This window comes from Mycobacterium decipiens, assembly GCF_963853665.1.
Taxonomy (GTDB): Bacteria; Actinomycetota; Actinomycetes; order Mycobacteriales; family Mycobacteriaceae; genus Mycobacterium; species Mycobacterium decipiens.
In genome coordinates, this window is the sequence record NZ_OY970459.1 from 3,820,639 (window position 1) to 3,838,855 (window position 18,217).

Annotated in this window: 16 protein-coding genes and 1 tRNA gene; 4 read left to right on the forward strand and 13 right to left on the reverse strand. The window is 66.1% G+C overall.

The annotated features are described in order from the left end of the window. Positions 1-36: 36 nt before the first annotated feature. The 6 genes from rho to argS form a co-directional block, all read right to left on the reverse strand. A complete protein-coding gene (gene rho, locus AADZ55_RS16840; RefSeq protein ID WP_085324885.1) occupies positions 37-1,905 on the reverse strand; it encodes a transcription termination factor Rho in 1,869 nt (622 codons plus the stop codon). Between the two features lie 258 nt (positions 1,906-2,163). Further along, positions 2,164-3,102, reverse strand: coding sequence for a homoserine kinase (gene thrB, locus AADZ55_RS16845; RefSeq protein ID WP_085324883.1), 939 nt, complete (start codon positions 3,100-3,102; stop codon positions 2,164-2,166). Then, a complete protein-coding gene (thrC, locus tag AADZ55_RS16850; RefSeq protein WP_085324882.1) occupies positions 3,102-4,184 on the reverse strand; it encodes a threonine synthase in 1,083 nt (360 codons plus the stop codon). The genes thrB and thrC overlap by 1 nt, the downstream gene beginning before the upstream one ends. Next, the gene (locus tag AADZ55_RS16855) at positions 4,181-5,506 is read right to left on the reverse strand and encodes a homoserine dehydrogenase (RefSeq protein WP_085324881.1); all 1,326 of its coding nucleotides are present in this window, start codon (positions 5,504-5,506) and stop codon (positions 4,181-4,183) included. The genes thrC and AADZ55_RS16855 overlap by 4 nt, the downstream gene beginning before the upstream one ends. 3 nt (positions 5,507-5,509) lie before the next feature. Further along, entirely contained in the window at positions 5,510-6,928 is a 1,419-nt protein-coding gene (lysA, locus tag AADZ55_RS16860) for a diaminopimelate decarboxylase (protein WP_085324880.1), read from the reverse strand. Then, the gene (gene argS / locus AADZ55_RS16865) at positions 6,925-8,577 is read right to left on the reverse strand and encodes an arginine--tRNA ligase (protein ID WP_085324879.1); all 1,653 of its coding nucleotides are present in this window, start codon (positions 8,575-8,577) and stop codon (positions 6,925-6,927) included. The genes lysA and argS overlap by 4 nt, the downstream gene beginning before the upstream one ends. Before the next feature lie 114 nt (positions 8,578-8,691). Between argS and AADZ55_RS16870 the strand changes: the two genes are divergently transcribed. Then, positions 8,692-8,764: transfer RNA gene (locus AADZ55_RS16870), tRNA-Arg, on the forward strand. 82 nt (positions 8,765-8,846) lie between these two features. Here AADZ55_RS16870 and AADZ55_RS16875 read toward each other — a convergent pair. After that, positions 8,847-9,557 (reverse strand): hypothetical protein, encoded by a 711-nt coding sequence (locus AADZ55_RS16875; protein WP_085324878.1) that lies wholly within the window; start codon positions 9,555-9,557, stop codon positions 8,847-8,849. A gap of 165 nt (positions 9,558-9,722) precedes the next feature. Between AADZ55_RS16875 and AADZ55_RS16880 the strand changes: the two genes are divergently transcribed. Next, positions 9,723-10,058 (forward strand): DUF732 domain-containing protein, encoded by a 336-nt coding sequence (locus AADZ55_RS16880; RefSeq protein WP_085324877.1) that lies wholly within the window; start codon positions 9,723-9,725, stop codon positions 10,056-10,058. 50 nt (positions 10,059-10,108) lie between these two features. Here the strand turns inward: AADZ55_RS16880 and AADZ55_RS16885 are convergent, their stop codons facing one another. Continuing rightward, the gene (locus AADZ55_RS16885) at positions 10,109-10,945 is read right to left on the reverse strand and encodes a class I SAM-dependent methyltransferase (protein ID WP_085324876.1); all 837 of its coding nucleotides are present in this window, start codon (positions 10,943-10,945) and stop codon (positions 10,109-10,111) included. A gap of 100 nt (positions 10,946-11,045) precedes the next feature. Between AADZ55_RS16885 and AADZ55_RS16890 the strand changes: the two genes are divergently transcribed. Then, the gene (locus AADZ55_RS16890) at positions 11,046-12,470 is read left to right on the forward strand and encodes a DUF2254 domain-containing protein (protein ID WP_085324875.1); all 1,425 of its coding nucleotides are present in this window, start codon (positions 11,046-11,048) and stop codon (positions 12,468-12,470) included. 22 nt (positions 12,471-12,492) lie between these two features. Here AADZ55_RS16890 and AADZ55_RS16895 read toward each other — a convergent pair whose 3' ends face one another. From AADZ55_RS16895 to AADZ55_RS16915, 5 genes are all read right to left on the reverse strand, one after another. Beyond that, on the reverse strand, positions 12,493-13,125 hold the full coding sequence (locus tag AADZ55_RS16895; RefSeq protein ID WP_085324974.1) for a hypothetical protein: 633 nt from the start codon (positions 13,123-13,125) through the stop codon (positions 12,493-12,495). Between the two features lie 50 nt (positions 13,126-13,175). Next, on the reverse strand, positions 13,176-13,655 hold the full coding sequence (locus tag AADZ55_RS16900) for a hypothetical protein (protein WP_085324973.1): 480 nt from the start codon (positions 13,653-13,655) through the stop codon (positions 13,176-13,178). Positions 13,656-13,779: 124 nt separating this feature from the next. Next, positions 13,780-15,159 (reverse strand): alpha/beta hydrolase-fold protein, encoded by a 1,380-nt coding sequence (locus tag AADZ55_RS16905; protein ID WP_085324972.1) that lies wholly within the window; start codon positions 15,157-15,159, stop codon positions 13,780-13,782. Between the two features lie 111 nt (positions 15,160-15,270). Next, positions 15,271-15,774, reverse strand: coding sequence for an NUDIX domain-containing protein (locus AADZ55_RS16910; protein ID WP_207569079.1), 504 nt, complete (start codon positions 15,772-15,774; stop codon positions 15,271-15,273). Between the two features lie 71 nt (positions 15,775-15,845). Continuing rightward, a complete protein-coding gene (locus tag AADZ55_RS16915) occupies positions 15,846-16,313 on the reverse strand; it encodes an SRPBCC family protein (protein ID WP_165759372.1) in 468 nt (155 codons plus the stop codon). A 182-nt stretch (positions 16,314-16,495) separates the two neighbouring features. On the opposite strand from AADZ55_RS16915, the gene AADZ55_RS16920 reads away from it, so the two are divergent. After that, positions 16,496-18,217, forward strand: coding sequence for an NAD-binding protein (locus AADZ55_RS16920; protein ID WP_085324971.1), 1,722 nt, complete (start codon positions 16,496-16,498; stop codon positions 18,215-18,217).

The window sequence follows — 18,217 nt, forward strand, 5'->3', positions numbered from 1 at the left end:
CCGACCGACATCGACGCGGCGGCAAGACGCCGCGCGTCAGTCGTTATCCATTGACCCCGGTGTCGTCTTGGATACCTGCACCAGGAACTCGTAGTTGTTCTTCGTTTTGCGCAGCTGCGACATCAACAGGTCGATGGCTTGGTGCGAATCCAGGCCCGACAGCACCCGGCGCAGCTTGTGCACGATGGCGAATTCGTCGGGTGACAGCAGCAGCTCGTCCTTGCGGGTGCCGGACGGGTTGACGTCGACCGCGGGGAAAACCCGCCGCTCAGAGATCTTGCGATCCAGCTTGAGCTCGGCGTTGCCGGTGCCCTTGAACTCCTCGAAGATGACCGTGTCACCGGTGGAGCCGGTTTCGACCATCGCGGTGGCGATGATGGTCAGCGACCCGCCCTCCTCGATATTGCGGGCGGCGCCGAGGAAGCGCTTGGGCGGATACAGCGCGGTGGAGTCGACACCACCGGACAGGATGCGGCCCGACGCCGGCGACGCGTTGTTGTAGGCGCGGCCCAGCCGGGTGATCGAGTCGAGCAGCACCACGACGTCCTTGCCCTGCTCCACCAGCCGCTTGGCGCGTTCAATGGCCAGCTCGGCGACCGACGTGTGGTCCGACGGCGGCCGGTCGAAGGTTGATGCGATGACCTCGCCTTTGACCGAGCGCTGCATGTCGGTGACCTCCTCCGGCCGCTCGTCGACGAGCACGACCATGAGGTGGCATTCCGGGTTGTTCTTGGTGATCGCGTTGGCGATATCCTGCAGGATCGTCGTCTTGCCCGCCTTGGGCGGCGACACGATCAGTGCGCGCTGGCCCTTGCCGATCGGCATGATCAGGTCGATGACCCGGGTGGTGAGCCGCTCTGTGGTGGTTTCCAGACGAAGCCGCTGGTTGGGGTACAACGGCGTCAGCTTGGAGAAATCCGGCCGCTTCTTGGCGTCATCGACCGATCCGCCGTTGATGCTGTCCAGGCGGACCAGCGGGTTGAACTTCTGCCGCTGGTTGGGTTGCTCGCCTTCTTTGGGCACTCGGACCGCACCGGTCACCGCGTCACCACGACGCAAGCCGTTCTTGCGGACCATGTTCATCGACACGTACACGTCGTGCGGACCGGCCAGGTACCCGGAGGTGCGCACGAACGCGTAATTGTCGAGGACATCGAGGATGCCGGCTACCGGCTGGACGACGTCGTCCTCACGCAGTTCGGCTTCGGCGCCGTCGCCGGATCGTTCGCCGCGGCGCCGGCGGTCGCGGAATCGGCGTCCACGCCGGCCCTGGCGCCCCTCGCCGTCCTCGTCGCCGCGCGCCTGCTGACCGCCCGCGGCTTGCTGGTCACCGCTTTGATCGCTGCCCGCGTCGGTTCCGCGCTCCTCGGTCTTGGTGTCCCGTTGGCCGCCTTGGCGGCTGTTCGCCTCGCCGGTGGCCGTGCCGTCGCGCTCCGATTCGGCGGCACTTGTCCCAGCGCCGGCCGCGGTTGGTCCCGCTTCCCGGGTGGCGCCGCGTCGCTCCCGGCGGGCCTGTTGGCCTTGGGAATCGCCCCGTTCGGTTTGGGTCTGGTCCCCTTCGGCGGCCGGTGCCTCAGCACTGGGCGGAACGTCACTCTTGTCGGGCCGTTGAGCGGATCGCTCACCGGCTGGGGCCCCGTTGGCCTGTCGCCTGACTTCCTGAATCGCGGCGATCAGTTCGTTTTTCCGCATACCCGACGTTCCCTTCACACCGGCCTGATTGGCCAGCGCGCGCAGTTCGGGCAGCACCATGGTAGCCAGCGAGCCGGCCAGCTCGTCGGTCTTGTCGGTCTTGACGGTCTTGACGTCTCGAGTTTCTGTGACGTCTGAAGTGTCTGTGGCGGCGGAATCCGACAGCTTGCTATCGGTACTTTCGCCAGCCGCAATGAGGTCCGTATCGGTCACGGATTTCCTTTCCTTCCCCCGCTGATCACGTCATGCGGGGGTTCGTTGCATTCAGCAAATCGCCGAGTGCGCCCATTCATCGACTTTGCAACGGTGATCGCCATCGGCGGCGAATACGGCGAACCTCGTCCACAAGAAGAATTTGGTGGCTGTCCTAGCGGCAAGTCAGTCTGTATGCAGATGCTGCGATTGCTGGACCGCTCCGAGGATAGCCCGCTTCCTGGCCGGAAGCAAGGCAAACCCCCGCAACCTTGTGGATCAACCGGGGACCGGGACTGTCGGGCTCCAGCGAACCGCCGCGCCTGCGGTCAGCTCGGTGATGGCGAATCCGTTTGCGGCTCCGAACTCCACGGCTTCGGCGGGCAACTCTGAAGACGTGCTCAATGCGATCAGCGCTGGCCCCGCCCCGGAAAGTGCCGCTGCCACGTTGTGACGCCGCAACAGCCGCAAATATTCCGCCGAGTCCGGCATTGCCGCGGCGCGTTGCGGCTGGTGAAGTAGATCCTCGGTGGCCGCCATCAGCAGGTCGGGCCGCTCGGTGAGCGCAACCACCAGCAACGCCGCGCGACTGACGTTGAACCGTGCGTCGTCGTGACTAACTTGCGAGGGCAACAACACCCGGGTCTCCGCGGTCGACGAACGCTGCTCGGGAATCGCGGGGAATAGGTGGATATCGGGATGAAGCCGCAGCGGTACCGCCGAGTAGTCCGGCCGGTCACCACTGTGGTCAGTCCACGAAACCACCGCGCCACCCATGACCGCGGCCGCCGCGTTATCCGGATGACCCTCGAACTCCGAAGCCAATTGGATCAGTTGAACCTCGCTCAACGGCGCCGAATCCGTTTGTGCAACAAGACCGTTGACGGCCGCAAGGCCCCCCACAACTGCTGCCGCAGAGGAGCCGAGACCGCGGGAGTGCGGAATGGCGTTGCGGCAGCGCACCGCCAGGCCGGCGGCACTGACGCCCACGGCCCGCAGCCCGTGCTGCACGGCACGTACCACGAGGTGATCGGGGCCCCGCGGGACATGGTCGGCCCCCTCGCCCTCGACAGCCACCGTCAGACTGGAATCTGTTGTCTCGACGATGATCTCGTCGTAGAGACTCAGCGCCAGACCGATACTGTCGAAGCCCGGGCCCAGGTTTGCGCTTGATGCCGCCACCACGGCACTCGCTGCCAGCCCGGCAGGCAAAAGCACTAGGCCAGCCCCAGTTTCTCGACGACGGCTACCGGGTCGACCGGCACCGGCGACACACTCGGCATGTCCTTGAGTGCCGTGTCGGGATCCTTGAGACCGTTGCCGGTTACCGTGCATACCACCGTCGACCCACGAGCGACCCAGCCGTCGTCGATAGCCTTGAGCAACCCGGCGATGCTGGCCGCAGACGCGGGCTCCACGAACACGCCTTCGGCGCGGGCCACCAGATGGTATGCGGCCAATATCTCCTCGTCGGTCGCGGCCAGAAAGCGCCCCTTGGATTGCCGCTGCGCCTCAACGGCCGACGTCCACGACGCCGGCGAGCCGATGCGGATCGCGGTGGCGATGGTCTCCGGGTGGCTCACCGGTTCCCCGAGCACCAGGGGCGCCGCGCCCGCGGCCTGGGTGCCGAGCATGCGGGGCAACTTGTTGATCAGGCCCAGCTGGTGATATTCCGTGTAGCCCTTCCAGTACGCGGTGATGTTGCCGGCATTGCCGACCGGCAAAGCGTGCACGTCCGGCGCGGCGCCCAGCGCATCGACGATCTCGAAGGCCGCCGTTTTCTGGCCTTCGATGCGCACGGGGTTAACCGAGTTGACCAACGAAATCGTCGGGAAGTCCGCAGCCATCTTGCGCGCCAGCTCCAGGCAGTCATCGAAGTTGCCGTCGACCTGGATGATCTTGGCGCCGTGCATTACCGCCTGTGCCAGCTTGCCCATCGCGATCTTGCCCTGCGGGATCAACACCGCGCAGGTGATGCCGGCCCGGGCGGCATAGGCCGCCGCCGACGCCGAGGTGTTTCCGGTCGACGCGCATAACACTGCCCGCTGACCGTGGGCAAGCGCATCGGTGACCGCCATCGTCATGCCCCGGTCCTTGAAGGAGCCGGTGGGGTTGAGGCCCTCGACCTTGAGGTGGATCGTGCAACCGGTCTGCTTGGAGAGTCTGGTTGCCGCGATGAGCGGGGTACCACCCTCGAGCAGGGTCACCGGGGTCCAGTCCTCACCCACCGGCAGCCGGTCGCGGTACGCCGCGATCACGCCCGGCCACGGCTGGTGGGTGGCCGTCGGCGAGGCGGTCATAGGCCGTTTCCCTCCAGTCGTAGCACGCTTGCCACACCCTGCACGACGTCCAAGTCCGCGAGCGCGTCAACGGTTTCCGAGAGAGCTGCGTCGGTGGCCAGGTGCGTGACCACCACGATTCGCGCTCCCACCCGTCGACCACCTTCGTCGACCACGCCTTCCTGGCGCACCTCGGCGATGCTCACCTCGCGTTTGCCGAACTCCGCTGCCACCGCGGACAAGACGCCAGGCTTATCGGCGACGTTCATGCTGACGTAATAGCGCGTTTCAATGAAACCCATTGGTGCCACCGGAAGTTGGGCGTATTTGGACTCGCGTGGGCCGCGGCTACCGAGAACCCGGTTGCGGGCGGCCATCACCAGGTCGCCGGTCACCGCGGAGGCGGTCGGCGCGCCGCCCGCGCCCTGGCCGTAGAACATCAGCCGTCCGGCGGCTTCGGCCTCAACCACTACGGCATTGAACGCACCATTGACCGAGGCAAGCGGATGCGACAGAGATACCAGGGCCGGATAGACACGGGCCGAAACCCGCTGCTGACCTTCATCGGTCGTGATGCGCTCACAAATCGACAGCAGCTTGATGGTGCAGCCCAGCGCGTGCGCGGATTCGAAGTCGGCCGGGGTGACCTTGGTGATGCCTTCGCGATAGACGTCGTCTGCGGTCACCCGGGTGTGGAAGGCAATCGATGCCAGAATCGCGGCCTTGGCCGCGGCGTCATAGCCTTCCACATCGGCGGTGGGATCGGCCTCCGCATAGCCCAGCGCGCTCGCGTCGGCCAGGGCTTTGTCGTAGTCGGCGCCGGTGCTGTCCATCGCCGAGAGGATGTAGTTGGTGGTGCCGTTGACGATCCCGGCCACCCGTAGCACCGTGTCGCCGGCCAGCGACTGGGTGAGCGGACGGATGACCGGAATGGCGCCCGCTACGGCCGCCTCGAAATACAGGTCGACATGGGCGCTTTCGGCGGCTTGCGCCAATTCTCCGGTGGAAGTGGACAGTAACGCCTTGTTCGCGGTCACGACGGACTTGCCGCGCTCGAGCGCGCCCAGGATGGCCTTGCGCGACGGTTCCACCGGCCCCATCACTTCGACGACGATGTCGACATCCTCACGGGCGATGAGCTCTTCGATGTTGTCGGTAAGCAACTCGATCGGCACGCCGCGATCAGCCGCCACGCGGCGCACGCCGATGCCGCGCAGGACCAATGGGGCTCCGACACGAGCCGCGAGATCCTCGGCGCTGTCCTCGATGATGCGGACAACCTCGCTGCCGACGTTGCCCAAACCGAGTACCGCTACGCCGACCGGCTTTTCGTCACCAGCCACGGGTCACCTCACTTCCAAACTCAGTAGATCGTCGACCGTCTCCCGGCGCAGGACCAGACGGGCCTTCCCCGCGTGCACCGCCACCACGGCGGGACGGCCGACCATGTTGTAACGACTCGACAGTGAATAGCAGTAAGCGCCGGTAGCGGCAACCGCAACCAGATCGCCGGGCTGGATATCGTCGGGCACCCAGGTGTCACGCACGATGATATCGCCAGTTTCGCAATGCTTTCCGACCAGACGGGCAAGCACCGCCGGGGCATCGCTGACCCTCGAAACCAACCGGACGTCATACTGCGCGTCATAGAGCGCGGTGCGGATGTTGTCGCTCATCCCGCCGTCGACACTGACGTAGCGCCGGTGCGCTGTGGCGCTGACGTCGACGTCCTTGACGGTGCCGACCTCATACAGCGTGATGGTGCCCGGTCCTGCGATGGCGCGTCCGGGCTCCACCACCAGCCTCGGCGACGGCAGCCCCACGGCCTGCGACTCGTTGCGCACGATGGTGCTCAGCTTTGCCGCCAGCTCGCCTATCGGCGGTGGATCGTCGGCCGGCAGATACGAGATGCCCAGACCGCCGCCGAGATCGACGGTCGAGATCTGTGTGGTCTTTTCAGGACCGAACTCGCCGACGACCTCGCGCAACAGGCCGATGACACGGTGCGCGGCCAGCTCGAAGCCGTCCACATCGAAGATCTGCGACCCGATATGGCTGTGCAGCCCGACCAGACGCAGGTGATCGGTGGAAAAAACCCGCTGCACCGCCGCCATCGCCGCGCCGCTGGCCACCGACAGCCCGAACTTCTGGTCCTCGTGTGCGGTGGAGATGAACTCGTGGGTGTGCGCCTCCACCCCGACGGTGAGACGCACCAGCACATCCTGGACGATTCCGGCCTCGCCCGCGATGGCGTCGAGTCGCTCGATTTCGGTCATCGAGTCCACCACGATATGGCCGACTCCGGCTTTCACCGCGGCGGTCAGCTCCGGCACGGATTTGTTGTTGCCGTGCAGGGTAATCCGCTCCGCGGGAAAGTTCGCGTGCAGCGCGACCGCCAGCTCTCCGCCGGTGCACACGTCCAGACAGAGGCCTTCTTCGTCGATCCACCGGGCTATTTCGCTGCACAGGAAGGCCTTGGCGGCATAGTGCACGTTCGCCCCACCGCCGAAGGCGGCGGCGGTTTCTCGGCAACGAGAGCGAAAATCGTCCTCGTCGATGACGAACACCGGGGTCCCGTACTGCTGGGCAAGGTGTGTTAGCGGGATTCCGGCAACGCAGGCGACACCGCTTTTGTCGCGAGTGGTGTTGCGCGGCCACACATTCGGCGCCAGATGAAGCAGCTCGTCGGGCGACTGCGGCCGCGGCGGACTGGCTGCCGGTCGGGCCTCTTCGGCATGCCGGGGGCCGGCGGGATGGACGTTCACATTCGCTCCGGGGCGGTGACGCCGAGTATTGCCAGCCCGTTGGCGATGACCTGGCGGGCGGCTTGGCACAGCGCTAGGCGCGCAGTATGCAGGTCGGTGGGCTGCTCGTCGCCCTGCGGCAACACTCGGCACGAGTCGTAGAACCGGTGGTAGTCGCCGGCGAGGTCTTCCAGGTAACGGCATACCCGGTGGGGTTCACGCAGTGACGCCGCCGTGTTGAGCACCCGCGGGAACTCGCCGATGGTGCGCAGCAGGGTGCCCTCTTTGTCGTGGCTGAGCAGTTCGAGGTGGTTGGTGTCGGGGATCAGGCCGAGTTCGGCGGCGTTTCGGGCCAGCGCTGACAGCCGGGCGTGCGCGTATTGCACGTAATAGACCGGGTTTTCGTTCGACGCCGAGGACCACAGCGCCAGGTCGATGTCGATCGGGGTGTCCACCGAGGAGCGGATCAGGCTGTAGCGCGCGGCGTCCACACCGATCGCTTCTACCAGGTCGTCGAGGGTGATCACGGTGCCCGCCCGCTTGCTCATCCGGACCGGCTGGCCGTCGCGCACCAGGTTGACCATCTGCCCGATCAACACCTCGACGGTAGCCGGGTCGTCGCCGAAGGCGGCCGCGGCGGCCTTGAGCCGGGCGATGTAGCCGTGATGGTCGGCACCGAGCATGTAGATGCACAGGTCGAAACCGCGTTGCCGCTTATCCAGGTAGTAGGCGAGATCACCGGCGATATAGGCCGGTTTGCCGTCGCTCTTGATCACGACGCGGTCCTTGTCGTCACCAAAAGCGCTGGTGCGCAACCAGGTTGCGCCGTCCTTTTCGTAGATGTTGCCGGTTTCGCGGAGGCGGGCGATGGCCTTCTCGACACGGCCGCCGGTGTGCATCGAGTCCTCGTGGGTGTAGACATCGAAGTCGGTGCCGAATTCGTGCAGGGACCGTTTGATGTGGGCGAACATCAAGTCGACACCGATTTCTCGGAAGGTCTCCCGCAGCTCGGGGTCGGGCAGGCTCAGCGCGTCCGGCGCCTTCCGCAACACCTGCGCGGCGATGTCGGAGATGTAGGTACCGGCGTAGCCATCGGCTGGCGTGGGTTCGCCCTTGGCCGCGGCGACCAGCGAGCTGACGAAGCGGTCGATCTGGGCGCCGTGGTCGTTGAAGTAGTATTCGCGCACCACCTCGGCGCCCTGTGACGTGAGCAACCGGCCGAGGGCGTCGCCGACCGCGGCCCACCGGGTACCGCCGATGTGGATCGGTCCGGTCGGGTTGGCCGAGACGAATTCCAGGTTGATCTTGTGCGCGGCCTGCGCGTCGGAGTGACCGAAGGTCGCGGCGGCGTCGATGACGGTGTTGACGATCTTGGCCTGTGCCGATGCCTGCAGCCGCATGTTAATGAAGCCCGGCCCGGCCACCTCCGCCGAGGCGATGCCGTCGGCCGTGGTTAGCGCCTCCGCGAGCCATCCGGCCAGTTCACGGGGGTTTGCCCCGACCTTCTTGCCCAGCTGCAGCGCCAGGTTGCTGGCGTAATCGCCGTGCTCCGCGACGCGCGGGCGCTCCACCGTGACGGTCTGCGGTAGCGCGGACACGTCAAGGCCGCGCTCGGCGAGCACCGCGCTCGCGGTGGTTTTGAGCAGCGCAGCCAGGTCGGCGGGGGTCACGAACGTCCATCCTATGGGCTGAGCGCTCGCGCCTCGAATCCATTGCGGTGGCCGGGGCGCGGTCGGAATGCGTTACTCTGGCGGGGCCCCAATGGCGCAACAGATTGTCGGTGCGCCCCCGTAGCTCAGGGGATAGAGCGTCTGCCTCCGGAGCAGAAGGCCGCAGGTTCGAATCCTGCCGGGGGCACCCTATGACCAGCGGAAATGCTTGTCCGCACAGATTCGTGCAAGGGGTTAGCGACTAGCCGAGCACGATCAAACAAGCCAGGTCATCGCTGCGTCCGCAGTTTTGGCAGCGGATCGTCGGGGATGCCCGGGAATTGGAATTCCCGACGCTGGGAATCGATGTTGATCCCGGAGCCGTTGCGGCCGCGAATCTTGACGGGGTACTTCGCGTCCCACGGGGGCGCCTTCCCCGCCTTGATGCGGACCCGAAGTGTCCAGTTGATCCCGTGTGGCTTTTCGATAACCGAGGGATGGATGGTGTCCGGGACAACCAGGGGCAGATTGTGCAGCCGCGAGCCCTCCGGGACCGACGCCTCACCCAGCCGGGTGCGGTGGACGAGCCGCGTCTTTTCCCGCCAACCGCCACTCACGTTGGCGGTGCCGCTGACAAACTTGCGGGTGTACTCCCGGCCTTCGAGATGTACGTCGACCGCCATGGCCATCGCGGGGTCAGCCCCAGTCGCCACGCTGAGACGCGCGGTGTCCCCGATCGTCAAATGCGACCGATCCAAACTCGTCGTCGCCTCGCGCAGTGCCCGGTACTGGATCAGGCTCTCAACACTCAGGTAGAGCAGAACGAGCAGACCCACGCTCATCAGCGCCACCAGCGACGGGTAAAGCCAAATCGGCCGCCAGCCGGTATGGTGGCTCGCCGATCCGGCCCATGCCGTGAGCGCCCCCCAGATGACGGTGACAATCGGCAGAACCCGCGCCGTGTCCAGCGGATTATCGGGCTCCAGCGGGGTGGGCTCCATCCGACTCGCTTTCCATGTCGGGCGTGGGTAGCGGCGCGCTTTCGCTAGCTCGCGAACCATCTCGATCTTGCCAAGGATTTATTGAGAATCCGTAAAGGCCCGGTGCTGATTCTGAGGTCACGCAACCCAGCGCTATCCGATCAGATCAGTACCAGGAGATCCACGATGTTCACTCGCCGTTTCGCCGCCTCCCTGGCTGGCACCACCCTGACCGCCGCCACCCTCGGCCTGGCCGCGCTCGGCTTCGCCGGAACCGCCAGCGCAAGCTCGACCGATGACGCGTTCCTCGCGCAGCTGCAGGCGGATGGGATCACACCGCCGAGCGCAGCGCGCGCCATCAGCGACGCACACGCCGTCTGCAACGCCCTCGACGAGGGCCACTCAGCCAAGGCGGTCATCAAAGCGGTGGCCAAGGCGACCGGTTTGAGCGCCGAGGGCGCCAAGACGTTCGCCGTCGACGCCGCGGCGGCCTACTGCCCGCAGTACGTCACCTCGAGCTAGCAGCGACCACCATGATGTGGGGACCCCGGGCGGGTCCCCACCTCCTTCGATTAGGGGCGAGACTCGGAGAAACGGTAACGCACGATCCACACGCCGCGCCGTCCCTGAGCGCGCCAGCGGGCGAACAGCTTCGCGATTATGCGTGTCGGCCAACGAAATTGGGCCGCCTCCGGCGCCTGTGCCCCGAGCTGCTCTTCGACGAACGTCAGCCGCGGGTTAAGCCACTCCACCACATGTGGATCGTCAAAGCCGAAGCCCCGGTAGCCCCTTGGAATGCCCACGGACCGCAACACGCCGAGCGATCCCATCAGCCGGGCGACGATCGGCGTATAGGCGTTGAACACCAGCTCGCCACCGGCGGTGAAATGGTCGGTGAGCGCGCCGAGGATCCGCCTGTTGTCGGCTTCGGTGAGAAAGCCGAGCACCCCGTCGGCGACGACGATCACCGGACGATCCCGCGGGACGCCGTCCAGCCAACCCTCATCGGTAAGCGACGCCGCGACGAGATGCGAGCGATGCAGTTCGGGGATCACCCGTCGGCGCAGCGCGATGACGTCGTCGAGGTCGACGTCGTACCAGGCGACGGTCGCCGGCGGCGATAGGCGCTGCATTCGGGTTTCCAGCCCGCAGCCCAGCTCGACGACGACGGCGTTCGGACGCGCAGCGATAAACCCGGCGACGATCCGGTCCAGCATCCCGCTGCGCACGGCGACAGCGATCCGCACCGTGCCCGACAGCTTGATGTCGCCGTCGATGCGGCCGCACACGGTGTCGGCCAAGCGATCCCCGAGCAGCGGCCGCTTCGTCCGGGCGTCCAGCGCGCGGCCCGTGAGCGTGATCAGCAGCGTCTTCTCGACCGGGGTGAGGTGGTCGACGGGAACCGTCATCGATTTGCCCTCCTGAGCCAACTTATCGCGGTAGGCCAGACCCTCTCCTTCTCAGGCAAACTTTCGCCCGTACCGCTCGCGGCGGGTGCATGCTTAATCGGTGACCGCAACTAGCCTGCTCAGCCGCCGAAAAGCGATCCTGGATTACCTACAGGGGGCGGTCTGGGTGCTGCCAACGCTCGGCGTTGCAATCGGCCTCGGGTCCGGGGCCATGCTCTCGATGATCCCGGTGAAACCCGACTCGCTGGTGGACAAGCTGATGTTTCAGGGCACCCCCGGCGACGCCCGCGGGGTGCTGATCGTGGTGTCCGCCACGATGATCACCACCACCGGCATCGTCTTCTCGCTAACGGTCCTGTCCCTGCAGATCGCCTCCAGCCAATTCTCGGTGCGGTTGCTACGAACCTTCCTGCGCGATATGCCCAACCAGGTGGTGCTGGCGATCTTCGCCTGCACCTTCGCCTACAGCACCGGCGGACTACACACCGTTGGCGAGCATCGCGACGGAGGCGCGTTCGTTCCCCAGGTCGCGGTCAGCGGGTCGCTCGCGCTGGCGTTCGTCAGCATCAGCGCGCTGATCTACTTCCTGCACCACCTCATGCACTCGATCCAGATCGACACGATCATGGAGAAGGTGCGGCTGCGCACGGTGGGGCTGATCAACGAGTCCTATCCGGAACCGGACACACCCGACCGGCACGTGGAAACACCGCCCGACCCGCCCGCCGAGGCGCTGCCGCTGCTGGCCCCGCAATCGGGCTACCTACAAACCGTCGACATCGACGACATCGCCGAACTGGCGGCAGCCAACGGACACACGGTGCAGCTGGTTACCTTCGTCGGCGATTACGTCACCTGCGGCGGGTTGCTCGGCTGGTGCTGGCGGCGGGGCCCGACACCGGGCAAACCAGAAGCAGACGTCCCGCACCGCTACCTGCGTCACGTGCATATCGGTTACGAACGCACGCTGCAACAAGACATCCGGTTCGGATTGCGACAACTCGTCGACATCGCGCTGCGGGCACTGTCGCCCGCGATCAACGACCCGTACACGGCGATCCAAGTCGTGCACCATCTTTCGGCTGTGGAGTCGGTGCTGGCAGCGCGAGCACTGCGCGACGACGTGCGCCGCGACGGTGCCGGGGAACTGCTGGTCTGGATGCCGGTACCCGGCTTCGCTACCTACCTGCAAGTCGCATGTGCACAGATCCGCCGCTACGGGACACGTGAACCGCTGGTGCTGGCCGCGCTGCTGCAGCTGCTCAGCGCGGTTGCCCAGCAGTGCGTCGACCCGTCGCGCCGTGCCGCGGTCAAGACCCACATCGCCCTGGTGGTACGGACCGCGCAGCGCGAGTTCGCCGATGAATCCGACCGGGCCATGATTGTCGGTGCCGCAGCGCGGGCGACCGAGGTCGTCGAACGGCCCGGGACGTTGGCACCGCCCGCGTCCGCGTTCGGCCAGGTGGCTGCCGCGAAGGCGGCGGCTTCCACGATCGGGGCCGACGAACCCGGCGGCCCCGGCTAGCGACTCGGGTGTCGACCGCGGGTCATCCGACCGGCGTCCAGCTGTTCCACCGGTCGGCGAAGTCGAGCGTGACCAGCGATGACCGATCGAGGTTGACGATTTCGCGGAAATGGTCTTGCCACCCCCACCACGCACTGATGAAGAACACGTGGTCATACCAGCTGAGCTGGTAATCGGGGGGAATGACCTCACCCTTGTTCTCCGGCGCAAAGACGGCAACGGCCAACAGCCCCAATATTGCGGACTTGGGCAGCTGAACCTTGCCGTCATTCGCAATGCGCAGTACCGCGCTGGCGTTCACGTAAGACGTGACTTCGAATTCGACCGAGGATTCATCACCGTGACCGTGCAGCCACCGGTGAACCCCGTACAGCACGTCCGCGATGTCGGGACGCTTATCCGGCATCAAGTCCGATCGCACCGCCACGGGGAAACGCGTTCGGTCGAGGTCGACACCGGGAGTTGCCATTACCCCAAAGATGTCCAGCGAATCTCGTATTACCGTCTTAAATCTTGCGCCGACTCCAAGCGATGGATAGCGCTTCCTGCCGGTCCCGTCGACGGCGTTGCCCGCATGAAGCATCGCCACGTCCCACAGTTTCCGGTCCCACTGCTGCAAGGACTGCGCAACAGACTCACCCACGCTCATACGCACGAGGTTATCGGCCCGCGGCGCCGGCCCGTGGCGTTTGCGCGACCCCTTCATCAAGGCCCCGCCGCAAACGCCGCCACCGGCATTTCGACGGTTCCACGGCAGGGGCCGTCGAAGATGTCGGTGTGCCAGGTACCGCGCAGCGACCCGTCCGTCTGCGGCGCGTAGTACGCCCATGATCGCGCGGGTGCCCACACTTTCGGAACACCTTCCCCCCGGTAGCAGTCCCATTGAAACTCGAAATGCTCGACCCACTTGGCTCCGTCCCAGGTGTATTTGGACGGCTGGGGCAGCGTTGGGTTCTTGGGAGTGGGTCCGTCGGTGGCAGTCGCCACGCAGGTGCCGGCCAAGCACGCCGTCGTGAAGAGGTAGTCGGCGCTGAAAGTGGGTTCGGATTGGCTGGCGGCCAGGCTGGTGCCGGACTTGTCGACGGCGTAGCGCACCAGCGAGTACTTGCCGTTCCACGCCGGAGTCGCCGCGTGCACCGAAACCGCCGGGACGCCGAACACCGCAGGCGCGACCGCGCACAGCACCGCGGCCGCATGAATCGCAGACCTTGGGCGCACGGTGTCAATGGTGTGGCGTCGATGACGCAACGCGATCTCGACACGAACACGATGCCGCCTCGGGAACCTTGCGCTCGGTGGGGCGGAAAATTCAGCGGCTATCGCCGGGTCCGGCCGCGGCTACGCCGCTGCTCGCGGGACGCAGCCGGGCAATGATGCCGTCGAGGTCGAGGCGGAACATGTCGGGCCGGAAGACGTGGCCGCCGGGCACCTCGTGCGATTCATGCGGGATGCCGGCGTTGCTGAGGCGTTCGCGGAACTCCCGCTGGCCGACAAGCACCTGCGTCTCGTTCACGCTGTCGAACCAGTTGAGCGGGTCCGGACTGGTGCCGGCGACCAGGAAGACCCGCTTGTTCCGATAGCTCTCGACCCGCTCCACCGGATTATCGGCGCTAACCCTGGCCTGGTCCCAGAACGGTGCCCCGTAGACCGTGCCGCCACCGAGGTCCAGGACCGCCGAGGACAGGTTTGCCCAGTGCACGACCAGGCCGAAATCGCGACGCAGACTCGCCGGGCCGGAGTGGCTGCTCGTGGACGCGAAGTGGCCGTAGTACTTGGCCGCGTACTTCAGCGCACCCAAGCCACCCATGGAAAACCCGGCGACCGCGCGGCCGTCGTACTCGGCGTAGGTCCGGAAGTTCGCCTCGATCCAGGGCAGCAGCTGGGCGATGTGGAATGTCTCCCAGTTCCGCGGGCCGACGAACGAGCTGACCGGGTTGGAATACCAGCCCGCGTGCCCGCCGTCGGGCATCACCACAATGATCGGCTTTCCAGCCGTCCAGTCGCGGATGCCCCAGAAGTCGAATGTGCGGAAGTCCGCGTCGGGGCCACCGCCGTGGAACAGGTAGAGGACGGGATAGGTGCGTCCGCTGGTGCGGTAGTCGTTGGGAAGCAGGACGTTGACGCCGGGGTTCCAGCCAATCGCGGCGGTCTGGAACCGGTAGTACCACAGGCGAGGGTCGTTCTCGTTGCGGTCCACGATCCTTAGGCCGAACCCGTCGCTGCGCCCGATGAATAGGACCAGTACCCGACCGACGTCGACGACATCGGGATCGGCGATGCCGTTCAGGGCGGCGATCAGCGGATAATACGAGGCGTCACCATAGAAACGCGCGGCCAACGCTGACAGCGTGTCCCCGGCGACGACCGTATAGCTGGTGATGTCAGGGATGATCAGCCGTTGCCCCACATTGGTGACGCCGCGATCGGCGATCCCGCTGGCGCCCGCGATCAACCAATCCAGGTGCGCGGCACCATAGAAGCGCGCAGCCACCGCCGACAGCGTGTCCCCCGCGCCGACCGTGTATCTGGTGAAGTCGGGCATGATCAGCCGTTGCCCCACATCGATGACACCGGGATCGACGATCCCGTTAGCGCTGGCGATCAGCCGATACAGTTCCGCGTCACCATAGAAACGCAACGCCAACGCCGACAGCGTTTCCCCCGCGCCCACCGTATGTGTTCTGACCATCCGGTTCACACCTCCCGCAACCTGGTCTCACACCCAAGTCTCCTCCAATGAGACCGCCGCTGCCACTGCGGAACCTGTTGTCTTGCCGGTCAGTTGACGCCGCGTGCCCAACTAGCCGGCCGCGGCAGTCAGCGACCCACGCAACAGCAACAGGCCGTAGGCGGCGATCGACTGCGCGTCGGCGATCACTCCGGAGCGGATCATCGCTTCGACGTCGTCGCGCGAGAACCACCCACTGCGCATGTCCTGCTCCTCATGCTCGCGATCCGATTCGCCCTCGATGATCCCGGTGGCCAAGAACACCCAGCCGCGCTGACTCGTCATTCCGGGAGCGGTGTCCAGCTGGCCGAGTGCCTCGAACGACGTCGCGCGCAATCCGGTTTCCTCGCGCAGCTCACGGGCAGCCAGCTCGAATGGTTCGGCATCGGTCAGACCCGGCGCAGTGCCCTGGGGAAACTCCCAGCGCCGGGCACCGAGGGGATACCGGAACTGCTCGACCAACCGGAACCTTCGCCCGTCGTAGGGCATCACCAGCGCGTACGTCGGCTTGTCCACCACGGCGTAGATGCCGGGGCTGCCGTCCGGGCGGCGGATATCGTCCTCTCTAAGCACCATCCAGGGATTCCGATAGATCTCGCGGGACGCGACGACTTCGATGAAAGACACGCCGTCAGTATCACCACCGATCAGCCCGGTGTTTCGGCCGCCCGCTTGATGCGCCCCAGTGTTTGCTGAATGCCTCGGTCTACTTGACGTCCCCGCGGAAGCAGCGTCTCGAGAAGCCTGTTGGGCACTGAGCACCAGAGGAACTCGAAAGATTCGGTGAGCAACGTTCCGGACGGCGACGGCACCATTGTGTAGCGCCAACTCGTCTCCTGCCGGCCAGCACCTTCGTTGACCGTTGTGAACGCGAATTCGCGGCCGCGCGCCGCGGTGTCGATCACCACGGTTCTTTTCCAGCGCAGCGGACCGAGCCGGTTGTATCCGCGAAACCGCGCGCCGGGCGCCGCGGCCCTCGCCCCGTCCAGCCACTCGCACCGGTAGCATTCCGGGCTCCACTCACCCATCCGCGTTATGTCAGCGATGAGGTCGTACACGAGGTCGGGTGCCGCGGCAATATCGATACTGCCTTGACCTTTTCGGGCTGTGGGCATGACCCGAGTATTCCATCTCGTGGGGCGACTCCACTTGCCGCACATCGACGTTGCTCGCCACCATCAGCGTGATGACGCGTTTCGGTGGCATGAATCGGTGCGGTGGCCGATAGTCATAGCAGCACACGAACGCCAACGTCAGCAGAGGTGGGTGCTATGCCGAACAACCGGGACCAGTGACCATGCGCCGCCACATCGTCGTCAGCGGCGACGACGCACTGGCAACGACGATCGTCGAGGAGCTGAACAGCGCCGGAGTGAGCATTGTCAAGCTCGACTGCGACGAGCTCGCCGACACCGATCTCGCCCACGCGATGGCCGTAATCTGCGCCGGGGATGACGACGCAAGAAATCTCGAAATCGCCTTGTTAGCAAGGAAAACCAACCCCGGAGTGCGCGTGGTCGCTCGACTGGGCAACGACGTCCTACGCGAAGCGATGGCCGCCGACAACGGCCCCGGCGCCATCCTCGACGTCGCCGACCTCGCGGCGCCGTCGGTCGTCGAGGCATGTCTGGCACATACCGCGCACCCGTTCCAGGCCGCGGGCATCGACTTCGTCGTCTCCCGCACCGAGGCACCGCGAGATGCGACCCTGCGCGAGATCTATGGCGACCTCGCACCGGTGGCGGTGATCCACGGCAGGAGCTCGACCACTCCCAGCGAGGTGGTGATTTGCCCCGGACGGGATCTACGGGTGCGCGCCGGTGACTGGACTGCGATGATCGGCACCGCAGACGAACTGGCCGCTCGCGACATCAAGGTCCCCCGCGCGAGCGCAACGCGAACCCGCTGGGCTGGGCTGCGGCGAGTGTCCGACGCCGCACGCACCCTGCGCAACGACGTCAACCCGATGTTCTTCCGCGCGGTCGCCGCCGCGTTGACTCTGCTCGTCGGCTCAACGATCTTGTTGCGGTTCGCCTACCAACGGCCGGGGATGGGGTGGATCGACGCCTTGTACTTCAGCACCGAAACCATCGCGACGGTCGGCTACGGTGACTTCAGTTTCGGCTACCAGCCCACCTGGCTGCGACTGTTCAGCGTCATGCTGATGTTCGCCGGCGTGATCACTACCGCGGTCCTGGTCGCGTTCGTCGCCGACCTACTGCTGTCACGGCGCTTCAGCCGCTCGGCCGGCCGCCGGCGGGTGCGCCAGCTGCGCAACCACATCATCGTCGTCGGACTCGGGGCGTTTGGCATCCGCGTGGTCAGTGACCTGACCGCCGCCGGCTACGACGTGGCGGTTATCGAACTCGACGAGAACAGTCGCTTCCTGTCGACGGCGGCCGAACTCGACGTGCCGGTCATCTTCGGGGATGCGACGCTGCCCCAAACGCTCGAGTCGGCCCGTGTCGAGTACGCCCGCGCGGTGGCGGTGTTGACCCAAGACGACGTCGTCAACATCGAGACCGGAATCGTGCTGCGGGAAATGTTGGGAGCCCGGGCGATGCCCCGGACCAACCGGCCTGGCGTGCCGCTTGTCCTGCGCGTTTACGACCGCGCGCTGGGCACCGCGGTGGCGCAGCGATTCGGCTTCGAATGCGTGCGGTCGACGGTCGAACTGGCTGCGCCGTGGTTCATCGGCGCCGCGATGGGCCTGCAGGTGCTGGGGACGTTTTCGGTCGGGCAACTCTCCTTCATGGTCGGCGGAATGCATGTGGCGTCGGGCAGCGAACTTGACGGGTTGCCGATGCACGAACTGTCCACCCAGACCCGGGTCATCGCGATCACCCGCCCGGACGAGCCGGTCCAGCTGCACCCGCGCCGCGACGCGCGGCTGCGAGCCGCGGACACCGTCTATCTCGTCGGCCCGTACCGGGAGCTGCTGGCGACCCTGCGCAAGGGACAGCTTCCCCAGCCGTCCGCCGCCGGCGATGAGCGCCGGCCCCAGCCGGCAACCGGTTAG